Below are 14,734 nucleotides of genomic sequence, written 5' to 3' on the forward strand. Positions count from 1 at the left end.
TTTAACGGCTTCAATGAGAATGCGGCGGCACAGTCCGCCGAACATCGCCGTGTTGCGGACCCGACAAATCCGACAGTCTGGCGCGTGGTCGCGGAGAGAGCTGTAACGAGGAGATAGGGTAATTAAGGGTACCGCTCCACGAAGTCTCTCGGCTCCTCCAACCATTTGGGACACGGATGGGTCTCATCCAAACAACTGATTTTACCGATCTGCGAAAATGCCGCATAGCACATCCTCGCGGTGCGCCGCTGTGCCGTCGGAATGATCACCGTCACTGAAAGGAAATTCCATCACGCGGCTATATGCAACTCATGGCTTCTGCGAGGACACCGACCCGATGCCGACCCGAATTTTATCGCGCCGCGCTGGAGATTCATAACAATGGGACTCGCCCTCCTGACGAAGACGACCACGTTGATGAGAGTCACTCCGACTTCAGGTTGGAGCATTTGAACGTTTTGCCGGAGCAAACAAATGCACGTTCTCGATGTTAATCAGATGATCCAGCTCTTCGTGAACGCGTTTGAGCTGGTTGTGATCTTCGCTACCCTTTGCGCCGCGCTGGAGCTAACCTTTCCGGCCTATCGATACAGTTTTGCCTCATACGTTCGCGGTGTGCGGAATTGGATTATTCGCCTCGGATTCGGAGCGTTTGTCTGGCACCTCTTCGCTGTGAGCTTGGGCTGGCTAGGGGTACAGCCGCTCGTAACGATCAATTTCGGTACGTTGCTTCACTCTGACAACGCAATCATCAATACTGGATTGGCTGTCCTTTCAGGCGTTCTAGTCGCGATTGTCGGCGACTTCTTTTACTACTGGATGCACCGCGCACAGCATGCTGTTCCGCTCCTCTGGCGCATGCACGCTACTCACCACTCGATCCGCGAATTGACGGCATGGAATTGCCATCATCACATTTCCGAGCCACTCGTTTACGCAGCGTTGGTAGCACTACCACTCAGGCTGTTCCACTTCGAATCTGGCGTAGTGCCCGTTGTTGCCATGACACTGATCACCTTTCAGGCCCATCTTTCGCACTCCAGCACCCGCATCAATCTTGGGCCGCTTCGATACATCATTGGCGACAATAAGTTCCACCGCATCCACCACTCGTTGGAAGCGCACCACCGGCGCCGGAACTATGGGTTTTTTACAACCATCTGGGACACCGTTTTTCGAACGGCATACTGGCCAAGTAAGAATGAGTGGCCGGAAGTTGGCCTCCGAGACCAGCCCGAGCCGCTCACCGCGCGCGATTACGTTATGTTCCCATTTGATCGACGTCGCTGGCAGAGACCTAAAGTTGGAAGTGGTGTAGAGGCTGGCGATTGAACGAGTGGAGGTTTACGCTTCGTCGAGGTCGGAAGACCATCAAGACAAGCATCCGTATGGAACAGCTCCCTCATACGCCGGGCAAGCCTCTCACTTAAAATAGCGGATAGGCAGGACTGTGGTGGTGCAACACAAGCAGAAAAGTTTCCGTCGGCGGCACACTACATGCTCGCTTTGGAGCGGACTCTCTAACGCTGGCACAGCCGACACCGTCAAGTTGATGGTGCAGCGTGCGCCGAAACTCTCACGCCTCGGCCGGTTCGTCCACGCGTGCCCGACTGCATGTGGAGGTTATGGTCAGGACCGACGCTAGCCGCCATGAAGCGCGGGATTGCAGGGCACGGCACTTCAAACGGGCAATCCGCATAGTTCAGGATGACCCTTCGGTACTGGACCGGGCCCAAGAGGTTCTCAGGCGGACTCACGCAGGCTCTTGGCGGCCGCCGACGCCGCGCCCCGTCGACTGCGGGCGAACTGTTTGAAGCAAACCCATCGCTTCCAACCGATAGACATTCGGACAGTAATTCTCCCAGCTAACAGCTTTGCCGGCTGCGTAGAGAAGATCACGTTCGCACCTCACCTTGTCTTGACAATAGTCACAAACGTGGGCCAGCACGCGAAAGTCGGCTGGCATCAAGGCTTTGACTCGGGTGGGATTGAGCTGGAGCGCCTCCATCCGCATCAGCAAAAGATGGGGTTCTCCCGGCTCACTCCCGGCCGGCCGTGGATCATCTCTTAGCCCGGTGGCTTGCGGTGCCGCCTTCGCCGGATCGCCGGGCGAAACAGCAGGTTTCAGTGCTCGATCAAGAGCTGCTGCGAATGCGGACCTCCAATTTTGGGGGCGTGTCATGGCGTTCCTCCTTTGCGCCAACTCTTCGAATCTCAGCTACACTCTCTGAACGCGCATTGATCTGGCGCAATTCCCGCCACCTTTTCGTCGATGCGACAAAGCAAACAGCGTCGTTGATGGTTAAGAATGCCGAAGTGACCGTGAGGCCGGTCACGTTTCAACATAGGTAGTTCGATCCGTACCGCTGCGTCGTTCGGCTGAAGTTGCAACTTAGTCTCTTCGTGCCGTGCAACGGGCGATCAGTCGTTCACTGTAGAATTCTCGATCCTGTCGGATACTGGACAAAGCGCCATCGAATTGATCGCGTTGTTATTAAACAGTTTTCCCATTTGGCACGCAATGTGCCTGGAAATCCTCAGAACTCGATTGCAGCACGGTGCCGGCGGTCTCGAAGTGATAGTGACAGATTTCGTCGGCAAACAGCGACTTTGGTTGTTACGCCGACCCAGGGAGTTCAAGAAAATGCACGATGCGGGAATTATCGGTGCTGCGCGCGTCATTTCCACGACGCTGGGAAACAGTGTCGGTGACGCCGAAAGCTCGGCCGAGCAGCGGAGTATCGAATGCTCCGGGATTACAACACAGACCATCACGCAAATTCAGGTAACGGAGCGAACATGAACAAGTATATTTGCGAATTCGTCGGAACCTTCGCACTCGTTTTCTTCGGCTGCGGCACGATGCTCTTCATGCGTTCGGAGGTGGGGCTGGTGGGCATCGCTCTCGCTTTCGGCTTGTCGGTTGTGGCGATGGCCTATACGGTCGGCCCAATCTCCGGCGCGCATCTCAACCCAGCCGTCAGCCTCGGTTTCCTCGTGTCACGGCGACTTGGACCGGGTGACTTCGTCGTCTACGTCGCTGCCCAGTGCGTCGGAGCGATCGCGGCGGCAGGCGTGCTTTACCTCATAGCAACGGATAAAGTCGGTGGCTTCGATATCGCCGTAAACGGTTTCGCTCAGAACGGCTGGGCAGCCTACGGGGTGTCCTCTGCGTTCCTGTTCGAGTTCGTTGCCACGTTCCTGTTCGTGACCGTAGTGCTCAGCAGCACGGCAGAGGGCGGCGCTGGCGCGCTTGCCGGGTTGGCGATCGGCCTTACCCTGGTCGCGATCCATCTTGCCGGCATCACGGTTTCCGGTTCTTCCGTGAACCCGGCCCGCTCTCTCGGTCCGGCGCTCTTCGCAGGAGAAGCCGCAGTCGATCAACTCTGGCTCTATATCCTCGCTCCCATGCTTGGCGGCGCTGCGGCGGGTCTCCTTCAGTTGAGTGGAGCCCTCGCCCCTGGACTGTCACGCCGCCCACGCAAGCTCAATTGCACTGCCCACCATGTCGCTGTCCCAACCAAGTAAGGCTTGTCCACAAACTTTTGTCGTTAAACCGGTTATTGATGTTTTCCGGGTGAAACGGCACTCCATTTCCCCCGATCTAGAAACGGTTGATCTGGCCTTCCGCCTGGCCGTTGCTGCACGGCAGTTCGACGGCACATCGCGGACGGCATCAAGATCGCGGAACAGAACACGTGCGAACGTTCGATTTGCGACCAAACCCGGCATCGTTAATCCAACCGTCCGGCTTGCCCGGTTCGCGAGTGCGAAAAACTGGACGTAGGTTTCCAGCCTGCCCTGCATCGTCCGGTCCCACGTCTAATGTCAACCATTTGGCAACTGGCCGACGCCAGGTGCGGCGAGCGATCCTCGGAACAGAAGAGTTCTTCCTTGTACAAGGCGTGAACGGTATCGGACACCGTCTGCCGGGACTGTCGATGAGCGTGTCGTGCCGGCGCTCGTGTGTTTCGTCAGCCTCGCCGGTGTCTTTTTCTACCGAGCCGGCTACCGGTACGCCGGATGACCTTTGCGCATATCGCGCAATCATCGCGGCGCCTGATCGCTGCGGGGCCGCTGCAGTCCTGCTCAACCTGTTATCCACGTGGCCACGAACGAAGCCCATCCTTCGCAGTCAGCTTCTCGGCCGGCGCATCATCTCTCGGATGTGCGTCCTGTCCGCTACAGCACATAGCGGACAGGACCTCCCCTGCCCCGTTCTATCATGGCGCTCATAGGAGAACGACTCATCGACGAAGAAGCCGGGCGCCGAATCCGGACCTGGACGCCGCCGGCATGTCTAAGGATGAGCGGCAAGCGATCCGGCGCCTCCTTTTCTTGGCACGCCAGACGCGAGCGTGCGGGCCGCCACCGCACCCCTTGAGCCTCTAAAGTAAATGCCTATCTCGCCGGCGAGGGCTGCGCAGACGAGATCCTGCAGCATACCTCATACCGATGAAGTCAGGGGATGCGAGGCGACCACGACGGAAAGCCGGAGCCGCTGTCGAGGCCCGAACCGTTTCGCCATCGCAAACGAGAACAGAGGACCGCAAAAGCTGTCGATAATCAGCATCTTTCTCTCATCCCGCCTTCCTTCCGACCGAAATACCTGCTCTTTACATGGATCAATTACAATTAGTGACATGCTTCGGAGAAGATCATTGACGGAAATGCGCCCAGATATAACGGAACGGAGACTTGAGCTCACCAGCCGCATCGTGTCCGCCTATTTGAGCCGCAATGTCATTTCCGCCGCCGAGCTCCCCGATCTTATTCAGCAAACCTACGACTCGCTGGATGGGGGTTATCGACCATCCAAAACCGAGCCCTCCGCCGAAGAGCAACGCCCCGCAGTCCCGATCAAGAAATCCGTGACAGACGATTTCATCATCTGCCTGGAGGATGGCAAGAAATTCAAATCTCTCAGGCGACACCTGATGGCAAAGTTCGGTCTGACGCCGGAGCAGTATCGCCAAAAGTGGAAGCTTCCAGCCGACTACCCGATGACAGCTCCGAACTATACTCGACAGCGCTCGGAACTCGCACGCGCGACGGGGCTGGGAAGGAAACCCGCATCGATGCCCGCTGTTCGCAAGAAGAAGGGCCTGAAGTTCGGCTGATGAAGGTGCCCGAGCTTGGCGGATCGCAAAAGAGAGCATGCCGGCGAAGAAAGGACAGCTAATGATCGAATGGCGAGATCTGACTGAAGAAGATGCTATCGACGCAGCGATGGCTGAGCACGGCAAAGACGCCACCACCTCGGTCGCCTACCGCGCTCTCGAAGCGTACCGCGGCGTGGACACGCCAGAGTACCGCTTCTGGTTTGGACTTTTCCTGAAGCTGGCGAAGCGCAAGCACTTGGGTTGGGCTTGACATTCGACTGCCCAGTTGTTGGGCGAGTGCTCGGCGAGCCACGGGCCGATTGCCCGAATGCTCGCACTCACACACTATGTAGATAAGTCGCTCTTTGACCGCGCGATAGACACTATCCGCGACTCGCGCGAACAAGCGGGCGCTGTAGAGGCTCATCGTGCACGAGACGCTCTGATCCGATCTCCGGATACCTTCGGAATGCGCTCGCGACCTTTCGGCCGAAGAGGTCAGGGACTCCCTGGTGGGCGCGGCCGATGTCATCAGGACACTGAAAATCCTCTTGGAACGTCCCGGCATCATCGGACGGGTGGCCATCTGTGAGAGCTGGAATAGATGGGCCGACCGCCATTCCACACGGCGGAGACAGTGACCTACTCAGCCAGTGCGCCAACAGGATTGCACAAACGTCCCGTCATTCGCCCGACAGCATTCACCCACCAGCACTGGGCCGGCGCGACCGCGGATAGCGCCAAAACAAGCGCGTCGGATAGCACCATAAGGCGTGGGGTGCGCGCCTGGGCGCGAGAGGATCATTTTCCAACGTGTTTCAATCGAGATCTCCATTTCGAAATTAACGATGCTTCCATCTGGATGTTGCACCATCTTCACGACTTCTAACATTTGGTGTGCAAGTGCGTGTGAATAGGGTAACAGTCGTAAGGGAGGAGCCGCCGTCATGTCGGGGAAAACGACTGCAGACGGACACGACGTAAACAACAGACGGTCTCTGCCGCTGTGGTCGAAGCGGCCCGAAGGCGAACTGCGCTCGACCCGCGAATTCCTGGACACGGTCATCGAAAGCCTACCGGTACCTTGTCGGACGGCTCAATCCGATCGAGATGTATGGGCTCGCACATCGATCTCGACGCCGATGTAAGGATCGCCGACATGAAGCCGCCAAAGCTTGATGGCTGGAGGCCCTAACCTGCAGATGAACTTGGTGTGATCGCGATGGTACAACCCACCATAATAACTCATGATAACCGCAGCGCCCCGCAACAAAGTGAATCATACTACGTACAGCTATTCGATTCTCACCCACAACCCATGTGGGTATACGATACCGAAACCTTCCGTTTCCTGATGGTAAACAACGCTGCCGTTGCCCGCTACGGGTACTCTCGGGAGGATCTTCTTAAGATGACCATCAGGGACATTCTTCCACCCGAAGATGTGCCCGCCTTGTTAGAAAGTGTAACCAACGGGCGCCACGATCTCGAGCAGCCAAGCATCTGGCGGCATCGCCTCAAGGGCGGCCGGATCATCTTCGCAGAGATATCGTCCCATGCCTTCGACTTCGAAGGCCGAAGTGCGAGGCTGATTATGGCCTTGGATGTCACCGAGCGTCTGGCTGCTGAACAGAAGATGCGTGAAAGCGAGGAGTTGTTCCGCGCAGTCTCAAACGTAACTGCGGACGTGATTTGGGATTGGAACGTTGTTACCAATACTATCTGGTGGAGCGAAGGCCTCAAGGCAGTATTCGGCCACTCTCCCGAAGAAAGCCGTCGCAATCTTGAATTTTGGAAGACGCACACTCATCCGGACGATCTAGAGCGTGTATTACGTTCCACTCAAGCGGCGATGGATTCCATGGAACAAACATGGGAGGATCAATACAGGTTCTTTCGTGGCGATGGCTCGATTGCATACGTCGAGGATACTGCACACATCATCTACGACCGCCATGGAAAGCCGGTCCGATGCGTAGGTGGTATGAGTGATGTTTCAGCACGCAAGGCAGCGGAAGATAAGCTTGCGCAACAGGCGGCGCTTCTCGACATGGCTCGGGATGCGATTATCGTGCATGACATCGACCATAGAATTCTGTTCTGGAATAAGGGCGCAGAGCGGATCTACGGGTGGACGGCGGAAGAAGCAGTCGGGAAATCGCTTGGACAACTGCTTTACAGCGATGAATCCAATCCCCTCGCTTACGTCGCCGTTGTCGTGGCGACTGGGGAATGGAGCGGCGAGATCGTGCAACGGCGCAGGGACGAAAGCCGCATTACCGTAGAGGCTCGCTGCTCGTTGATGGGTGACAGTGCTGCTGGTCCGCAATCCATCCTCTCGATCAACTCGGACATAACGAGGCGCCTGGCGATTGAGGAGCAATTGAGGCAGGCTCAAAAGCTTGAGGCCGTGGGGCAGCTGACGGGCGGCGTAGCGCATGACTTCAATAATCTTCTAACGGTCATCTTGGGCAACGCGGAGGTTCTCGCCGAACGGCTGAGCGAGGACAAGAGCCTTCGCCGCCTTGCGGAAATGACCTCAGCTGCCGCTCAACGAGGTGCTGACCTCGTACATCGGCTGCTCGCCTTCGCGCGCCGGCAGGCTCTCGAGCCGCAAGTGGTCGATCTCAATTCGCTACTGAAGGATATGGACGGTCTGCTGCGGCGAGCACTTTCCGAAGACATAGAAATCGAATTCATCCAGTCAGCCGGCCTCTGGAATGCGTTTGTTGATGCGTCCGAGCTTGAGGCTGCGATCCTGAACCTTTGCCTTAATGCGCGCGACGCGATGCCGCGCGGCGGACGTTTGACGATTGAAACCGGAAATCTTTCTCTCGATCAACACTATGCGGATTGGAACTCGGACATTGCTCCCGGTCAATACGTGGTAGTAGCCATCTCTGACACAGGGACTGGGATGGAACCCCACATCCTCGCGCGCGTCTTCGAGCCATTCTTTACAACCAAGGAGACTGGGAAGGGGAGCGGCCTCGGCCTCAGCATGGTCTTTGGTTTCACCAAACAGTCGAACGGGCATGTCAAGATCTACTCGGAGCCCGGCCAAGGAACGACAGTCAAGGTTTACCTTCCGAGAGCCGTTCGGGGCGAGAAAGAGACGAGATCGAGTCCGGAGAAGGCCGCACTGCCCCAAGGCACGGAGAAGATTCTTCTAGTAGAGGACAATGAGCTGGTCCTGAACTATGTAGCGGCGCAGCTCGAAAATCTTGGTTACCAGGTCATTTCCGCTAGAAACGGTCAAGAGGCTCTGGACATTCTGCGAGACATCGCTGACATCGACCTTCTGTTCACCGACGTAATCATGCCAGGTGGTCTGAATGGAGGTCAGCTGGCGGAGGAAGCTCGCAGGATTCGACCAAAAATACCTGTATTGTTTACTTCCGGATACACAGACAACGCCATAATTCATCAAGGTGGGCTCGATCCTGGGCTCCACTTTTTAAGCAAGCCTTACCGACCAAGGGAATTGGCTGCAAAGGTGCGCCTGATGCTTGAAGGCAAGAGAGTGCAAGGTTGTTTGTGAACGCGGTTCGGACTTGTGCTCCCCAATATCACGGGGAGCAGATTGCACAGATTAAGGATTTGCGTGGAGACTGCACTACGATTTTGTCTTGTAACGGGCTTCAATGGGGGATCGAACGTATGCCGCAAATTCCTCCAGAGGCAATGCGGGTGCAAAGAGATAACCTTGCGCGATGTCACACCCAATCTCGGCAAGAACGGCGGCATCCTCCTGAGTCTCGACGCCTTCAGCAACTGCGAGTGCGTCAAAGCCGTGGGCCAACTGGATGGTCGCAACGCAGATATTTCTCAAAGCGCGGTCGCCTGAACATCCAGCTACGACAGATCGATCCAACTTGAGTTCAGAGAAGGGTGTACGCCGCAGCCGTTCAAAGGTGGCGTAACCGCAACCGAAATCATCGATTGAAATCTTGAAGCCATGCAAGACAGCGCGTGTTGCAAATGCTTGGCAGACCGAACTATCACCACCAAGGTCGCTTTCGGTGATCTCCAAGATCAGGTCAACGGGCCTAACCGCGCCATCACGAACCTTTTTGAGTTGCAAAATCAATGCCGGCTGCATGCTTCGGGTGGAAACATTTATCGAGAAACGGAGCGGCACACCGTCCCCTAAATCGAGTGATGCGGCTTTTGCCGCGGCCTCCGCGGCCCTGACGGTGAGTTCATGAAGATCGTCGTCGTCAGCCGAGGGCAAGAACTGACCGGGAAAGAGCAGACCTGCGCTGGGGTGCCTAATTCGAGCCAGGCACTCTGCCCCCCTGAGGCATCCAGTCTTGAGCTCAACCTTCGGCTGAAACCCGAATTCGAGCCAATTCTTCCGAATCCCCTCGCGTAAGAGCCCCTCGGGACATGGTTTCAAAACGCGCGGGAAATTCGCCGATGGGCCCCTGCTCGCCTCGTCTAGAACACGTCTCAAATCTTGCAGCCGGAATGGCTTTTTCAGTGGCGCCTTTGCATCCAGCCCGAGGCGAAGGGCAACATCCCTCGCGTGACGAAGCACGCTTTCAGGATGACCGCTGACTATGACGAGAGCCCCCATAAAGCGGATGTCCCGGAGAATATGGAAAACATCAACTCCATCGGCTTCACCGAGAGACATGTCGACAAACACAATATCGGGGCTCTCCTGCTTCACAGCATCGAGCACGTCGCTAGCTTTTGTAACTGCACGGGCCTCAACTCCGAGGTGCTGCAGTTGGAATTGCAGAAGCTCGCAGATCTCCTGGTCGTCATCAACAATTACCGCCTTCACCTTGAACCTCATTCTTTGGATTTCGGCGTGTTTGACGTAGCAGTCGTCCCCATTGACGTAAGTAAACGATATCCGACTCCACGAACCGTCTGCACATACTCCACACTGTTCGAATCCAACTCACCGATCTTTCTTCTCAATCTTGCGATGTACACATCCAGCGTCTTGTCGCGCGGGTCATACTCCCGGAAGCAAGCATGCTTGGAAAGCTGCGATTTGCTGCAGGCCCGTCCGAGGTTTCTGTTGAGTTCTGACAGCAAACGGGTTTCGAGATCGGTAAGGGGCAGGGTTTTGCCGCGGCAGATTAGGGCCCTCGTAGTCAAGTCGCAACAAACGCTTCCAATCGCCAACTCGCCCGGAGGAACCGCGAAGCGCTTGCTCCCCGATTTTGCCACAACGCGGGTGAGGCGAGCCTGGAGTTCACGAACCGAAAACGGCTTCATTACATAATCGTCGGCGCCCGCATCCAACGCGGTTGCCCGACTCTCTGGGCTTCCTATGCCTGAAATCAAGATCAGAGGGATATCCGAGTGCCTCCTGACCGTGCGGAGTATCTCCAGCCCGTTCCCGTCCGGCAAATTTACGTCAACGATCGCACCGTCAAAGAAATTAATCTCCGCGCTGTGTATCGTCCGCAGGCACCGCTTATAGCTTGAAAGCAAATGGATATTGTCTCCCGGCACTGGCCAGGAGTGGATGATCGTTTTTGCGACCAGATCATCGTCTTCAACCAATAGGATGTCCAACGCATCAGACTCCCGCGACCTAGCCGAAACTCACAAACCCCACACTCTCCGAAATGCTCCCTCCCGCGAGGAAGCATCAGCCGCGTCCTCGGCGCGGCAATATCGGCTGAAGGTCACGACAAGCGGTACTGGTCGGCCTCAAGAACGCTCTTCAGATCATGAATAGTCGCGAGTGGAAACTGGACACGCGAAAGAACGTTAACAAAACGAGAAGGCTGCGGTTTGATGAACTCCACCTCAATTTCATCCTTTGAGCGGTGAAATACAGTTGCTCCCATAAAGTATTCGTAGTTTCCGAGCACGACATAAAAGTGATCTGGAACTGCAGAATAGCTTGTCCTTATTCGGGCACCGCTTTCAGATATCTGCACAACGACCGCCTTAATCATTGTCAGATTCCGCAAGGCCCTCGCCGGATAGACCAGCCGTACTATGAAACGACAACTTCTCTTTAGTTGCACACGTGTTCTGACTTCGGCCGCCACGCGAGATAGATAGGTAGAGTGAAGGCGGCTCCGGGGAGCGGTAACAATCATGAGCGATGACCCGTTTTGGAGACAGTCGCTGATCTCAGACGCCGATTGCGAGAGAGAAGAGCTAGCCCGTTAGTGTCATCCGCGCGGTTAACTCGGGACTTCGAAACCGTTAAAAAGGGTAAAAGAGGTGCATTGGACATTGACGCTGAGAGGCGCGCTGGATTCCGGCGCGGCCATCCCGCCTTCGCGGGTGAGGGTGGAGACTATTCGACGCCATGCCCGAAGATCAGCCTTTTGCGCTTTGAACTCCTCGACACGCTTTGCAACTTCGGGATCGTTCGCAGGACCGACTTAGCGACATCATGCGACCGCCTTCGCCGTCAGGCTGGTCGAAGTACCAGTACCGTCGCTGCTTCACCGTGACAGGAGTGAAGCGACCATCCGGGGGAAAGTGGACGGACCATGCCGCGTCGAGCGAACGCTGTCCCAGCTCCGCGAGCATCGTCTGATACATGAGATCGATCGGCTTCAGCATGACTGCGTCGTTATACCTTTTTTGAAGAAAGGTATAACCAGCCCGGAAATTTTCGGAGGTACAGGAGGAAAGTAGGCCTCGGGATTCAGAACTGGCCCGCTTCTTGCTGCGAACATTCCTGACAGACTCCCCCGATGTCCATCCGGGCGGTGTGATGGGGATTGGATTGCTAGAGGAGCAACATGGCAGCTGCCGAGACCTTTTATGACGTCATTCGTCGCCAGGGGATTACCCGGCGCAGTTTTACCAAGTTCTGCAGCTTGACGGCCGCGAGCCTCGGCTTCGGGTCGGGAGCGGCGAGGGCAATGGCGATGGCGCTGGAGACCAAGGAACGCGTGCCCGTCATCTGGATGCACGGCCTCGAATGCACATGCTGTTCGGAGAGCTTCATCCGCTCGGCCCATCCGTTGGTCAAGGACGTGGTCCTGTCGATGATCTCGCTCGACTATGATGATACGATCATGGCGGCCGCCGGCCATCAGGCCGAGGCGATCCTCGAAGAGACCAAGGAGAAGTACAAGGGCAAGTTCGTCCTCGCCGTCGAGGGCAATCCGCCGCTCAACGAGGACGGCATGTTCTGCATCGACGGCGGACGGCCCTTCGTCGAGAAGCTGAAATGGATGGCCGAGGACGCGTTTGCCATCATCGCCTGGGGTACCTGCGCCTCCTGGGGCTGCGTGCAGGCCGCCAAACCCAATCCGACCCAGGCAACGCCGATCGACAAGGTCATTCTCGACAAGCCGATCATCAAAGTTCCCGGCTGTCCGCCGATCGCTGAGGTTATGACCGGCGTCGTCACCTTCATCACCACCTTCGGAAAGCTGCCGGAACTCGACCGGCAGGGGCGACCGAAGATGTTCTATTCGCAGCGCATTCACGACAAGTGCTACCGGCGCCCGCATTTCGACGCCGGCCAGTTCGTCGAGGAGTGGGACGACGAGGGTGCGCGCAAGGGGTACTGCCTCTACAGGATGGGCTGCAAGGGTCCGACAACCTACAATGCCTGTTCCACTGTCCGCTGGAACGGTGGCGTCTCGTTCCCGATCCAGTCGGGCCACGGCTGCATCGGCTGTTCGGAAGACGGCTTCTGGGACAATGGCAGCTTCTATGACCGGCTGACCAACCTCCATCAGTTCGGGATCGAGGCGAATGCCGACAAGGTCGGGTTGACCGCGGCGGGCATCGTGGGCGGCGCGATCGCCGCGCATGCCGCCGTGTCTGCCGTCAAGCGCGTCGCCAGCAAGCGCGAAAAAGCCGGCGCCTAATCCTCAGGGGAGGAACACCAACGTGACAAGTCAAACTCCGAACGGCTTTACGCTCGACAATTCCGGCAGGCGCATCGTCGTCGATCCGGTCACCCGCATCGAGGGTCATATGCGGATCGAGGTGAATGTCGACGAAAACAACATCATCCGCAACGCCGTGTCGACCGGCACGATGTGGCGGGGCATCGAGGTTATCCTCAAGAACCGAGATCCGCGCGACGCTTGGGCCTTTACCGAACGTATCTGCGGTGTGTGCACCGGCACACATGCCCTGACGTCGGTGCGCGCCGTGGAAAATGCGCTCGGTATCGCCATTCCGGACAATGCGAACTCTATTCGCAACCTGATGCAGCTGGCGCTCCAGGTGCATGACCACATCGTACATTTCTATCATCTCCACGCACTCGACTGGGTGGATGTGGTCTCGGCGCTTTCGGCCGATCCCAAGGCGACCTCGGCGCTGGCGCAATCAGTCTCCGACTGGCCGCTTTCCTCGCCAGGCTATTTCAAGGACATCCAGACCCGGCTCAAGAAGTTCGTCGAATCTGGCCAGCTCGGCCCCTTCAAGAACGGCTATTGGGGCAATGCTTCCTACAAGCTGCCGCCTGAGGCCAATCTGATGGCGGTGGCGCATTATCTGGAGGCGCTCGACTTCCAGAAGGAGATCGTCAAGATCCACACGATCTTCGGCGGCAAGAACCCGCATCCCAACTGGCTCGTCGGCGGCGTGCCCTGCGCGATAAATCTCGACGGCACAGGCGCCGTCGGCGCGATCAATATGGAACGGCTGAACTTGGTGACCTCGATCATCGATCAGATCATTGAGTTCAATAACAAGGTCTATGTCCCCGATATCATGGCCATCGGATCCTTCTACAAGGAATGGCTCTATGGTGGTGGGCTATCGGGCAAAAACATTCTGGCATATGGCGACTTGCCGGAACATGCCAACGACTATTCCGACGCCAGCCTTAAGCTGCCCCGTGGCGCGATCATCAACGGCAATCTCGCGGAAGTCCATCCGGTCGACCATGCGGACCCCGAACAGATCCAGGAATTCGTGACCCACTCCTGGTACAAATATCCCGACGAGACCAAGGGCCTCCATCCCTGGGACGGCGTCACCGAGCCTCACTATGAACTGGGCCTCAATGCCAAGGGCACCAGGACGAATATCGAGCAGCTTGACGAGGCTGCGAAATATTCATGGATCAAGGCGCCGCGCTGGCGCGGCCATGCCATGGAGGTCGGCCCCCTCGCCCGCTGGGTGATCGGTTATGCGCAGAACAAGGCGGAGTTCAAGGATCCGGTCGACAGGGTGCTCACGGATCTCGGCCTGCCGGTCTCGGCGCTCTTTTCGACGCTGGGCCGTACTGCGGCGCGCGCACTCGAATCGAGCTGGGCTGGCCACCAGATGCGCTATTTCCAGAACAAGCTGATCGCCAACATCAAGGCCGGTGACTCTTCGACTGCCCATATCGACAAGTGGAAACCGGAAACTTGGCCCAAGGAGGTCAAGGGCGTCGGCTTTTCCGAGGCGCCCCGCGGCGCGCTCGCGCACTGGATCAAGATCAAGGACGGCAGGATCGACAATTATCAGTGCGTCGTTCCCACAACATGGAACGGCAGCCCGCGCGACCTTAAAGGCAATATCGGCGCCTTCGAGGCATCGCTCATCGATACCCCGATGTCCGATCCGGCCCAGCCCCTCGAAATTCTCCGGACCATCCATTCCTTCGATCCATGCCTGGCGTGTTCGACGCACGTCATGAGCCCGCATGGTCAGGAAATGGCCAGGGTCCAGGTCCGGTGAGGAGG

At 57.2% G+C, this 14,734-nt stretch carries 12 protein-coding genes and 1 pseudogene; 8 read left to right on the top strand and 5 right to left on the bottom strand.

Annotated elements, in window-relative coordinates; translation table 11 throughout:
* Window positions 1-474 precede the first annotated feature (474 nt).
* Window positions 475-1,332 (top strand): sterol desaturase family protein, encoded by an 858-nt coding sequence (locus tag SINAR_RS0130520; RefSeq protein ID WP_028002570.1) that lies wholly within the window; start codon window positions 475-477, stop codon window positions 1,330-1,332.
* Between the two features lie 421 nt (window positions 1,333-1,753).
* On the opposite strand, the gene SINAR_RS1000000136995 is transcribed toward SINAR_RS0130520, so the two are convergent.
* Window positions 1,754-2,182, bottom strand: a complete 429-nt coding sequence (locus SINAR_RS1000000136995; RefSeq protein WP_150824049.1) for a hypothetical protein — start codon at window positions 2,180-2,182, stop codon at window positions 1,754-1,756.
* A 399-nt stretch (window positions 2,183-2,581) separates the two neighbouring features.
* On the opposite strand from SINAR_RS1000000136995, the gene SINAR_RS0130530 reads away from it, so the two are divergent.
* From SINAR_RS0130530 to SINAR_RS01000000134270, 5 genes are all read left to right on the top strand, one after another.
* Window positions 2,582-2,803 carry a hypothetical protein gene (locus tag SINAR_RS0130530; RefSeq protein WP_150852052.1) on the top strand — a complete coding sequence of 74 codons (222 nt, stop codon included), beginning with the start codon at window positions 2,582-2,584 and terminating at the stop codon, window positions 2,801-2,803.
* On the top strand, window positions 2,800-3,528 hold the full coding sequence (locus SINAR_RS01000000134265; RefSeq protein WP_050577620.1) for an MIP family channel protein: 729 nt from the start codon (window positions 2,800-2,802) through the stop codon (window positions 3,526-3,528). The genes SINAR_RS0130530 and SINAR_RS01000000134265 overlap by 4 nt, the downstream gene beginning before the upstream one ends.
* Before the next feature lie 1,133 nt (window positions 3,529-4,661).
* Window positions 4,662-5,120, top strand: coding sequence for a Ros/MucR family transcriptional regulator (locus SINAR_RS0130545; RefSeq protein ID WP_028002573.1), 459 nt, complete (start codon window positions 4,662-4,664; stop codon window positions 5,118-5,120).
* A gap of 61 nt (window positions 5,121-5,181) precedes the next feature.
* Entirely contained in the window at window positions 5,182-5,373 is a 192-nt protein-coding gene (locus SINAR_RS0130550) for a Y4oE-related protein (RefSeq protein WP_028002574.1), read from the top strand.
* Between the two features lie 951 nt (window positions 5,374-6,324).
* Complete coding sequence (locus SINAR_RS01000000134270) at window positions 6,325-8,643, top strand: PAS domain-containing hybrid sensor histidine kinase/response regulator (RefSeq protein ID WP_050577621.1); 2,319 nt, start codon at window positions 6,325-6,327, stop codon at window positions 8,641-8,643.
* Between the two features lie 75 nt (window positions 8,644-8,718).
* Here the strand turns inward: SINAR_RS01000000134270 and SINAR_RS0130565 are convergent, their stop codons facing one another.
* The 4 genes and pseudogenes from SINAR_RS0130565 to SINAR_RS1000000138000 form a co-directional block, all read right to left on the bottom strand.
* Window positions 8,719-9,906, bottom strand: coding sequence for an EAL domain-containing response regulator (locus tag SINAR_RS0130565; protein WP_028002575.1), 1,188 nt, complete (start codon window positions 9,904-9,906; stop codon window positions 8,719-8,721).
* Window positions 9,903-10,640 carry a response regulator transcription factor gene (locus SINAR_RS0130570; protein WP_028002576.1) on the bottom strand — a complete coding sequence of 246 codons (738 nt, stop codon included), beginning with the start codon at window positions 10,638-10,640 and terminating at the stop codon, window positions 9,903-9,905. Before SINAR_RS0130570 ends, SINAR_RS0130565 begins: the two co-directional genes overlap by 4 nt.
* A 113-nt stretch (window positions 10,641-10,753) precedes the next feature.
* The gene (locus SINAR_RS0130575; RefSeq protein WP_028002577.1) at window positions 10,754-11,029 is read right to left on the bottom strand and encodes a hypothetical protein; all 276 of its coding nucleotides are present in this window, start codon (window positions 11,027-11,029) and stop codon (window positions 10,754-10,756) included.
* 306 nt (window positions 11,030-11,335) lie between these two features.
* Window positions 11,336-11,648, bottom strand: a pseudogene (locus tag SINAR_RS1000000138000) (nucleotidyltransferase family protein); the annotation flags it as partial.
* Between the two features lie 185 nt (window positions 11,649-11,833).
* On the opposite strand from SINAR_RS1000000138000, the gene SINAR_RS0130580 reads away from it, so the two are divergent.
* Both SINAR_RS0130580 and SINAR_RS0130585 read left to right on the top strand, forming a co-directional pair.
* Window positions 11,834-12,916, top strand: a complete 1,083-nt coding sequence (locus SINAR_RS0130580) for a hydrogenase small subunit (protein WP_028002578.1) — start codon at window positions 11,834-11,836, stop codon at window positions 12,914-12,916.
* A 22-nt stretch (window positions 12,917-12,938) separates the two neighbouring features.
* Entirely contained in the window at window positions 12,939-14,729 is a 1,791-nt protein-coding gene (locus tag SINAR_RS0130585) for a nickel-dependent hydrogenase large subunit (protein WP_028002579.1), read from the top strand.
* Window positions 14,730-14,734 lie beyond the last annotated feature (5 nt).

This window comes from Sinorhizobium arboris LMG 14919 (genome assembly GCF_000427465.1).
GTDB classification, from domain to species: domain Bacteria; phylum Pseudomonadota; class Alphaproteobacteria; order Rhizobiales; family Rhizobiaceae; genus Sinorhizobium; species Sinorhizobium arboris.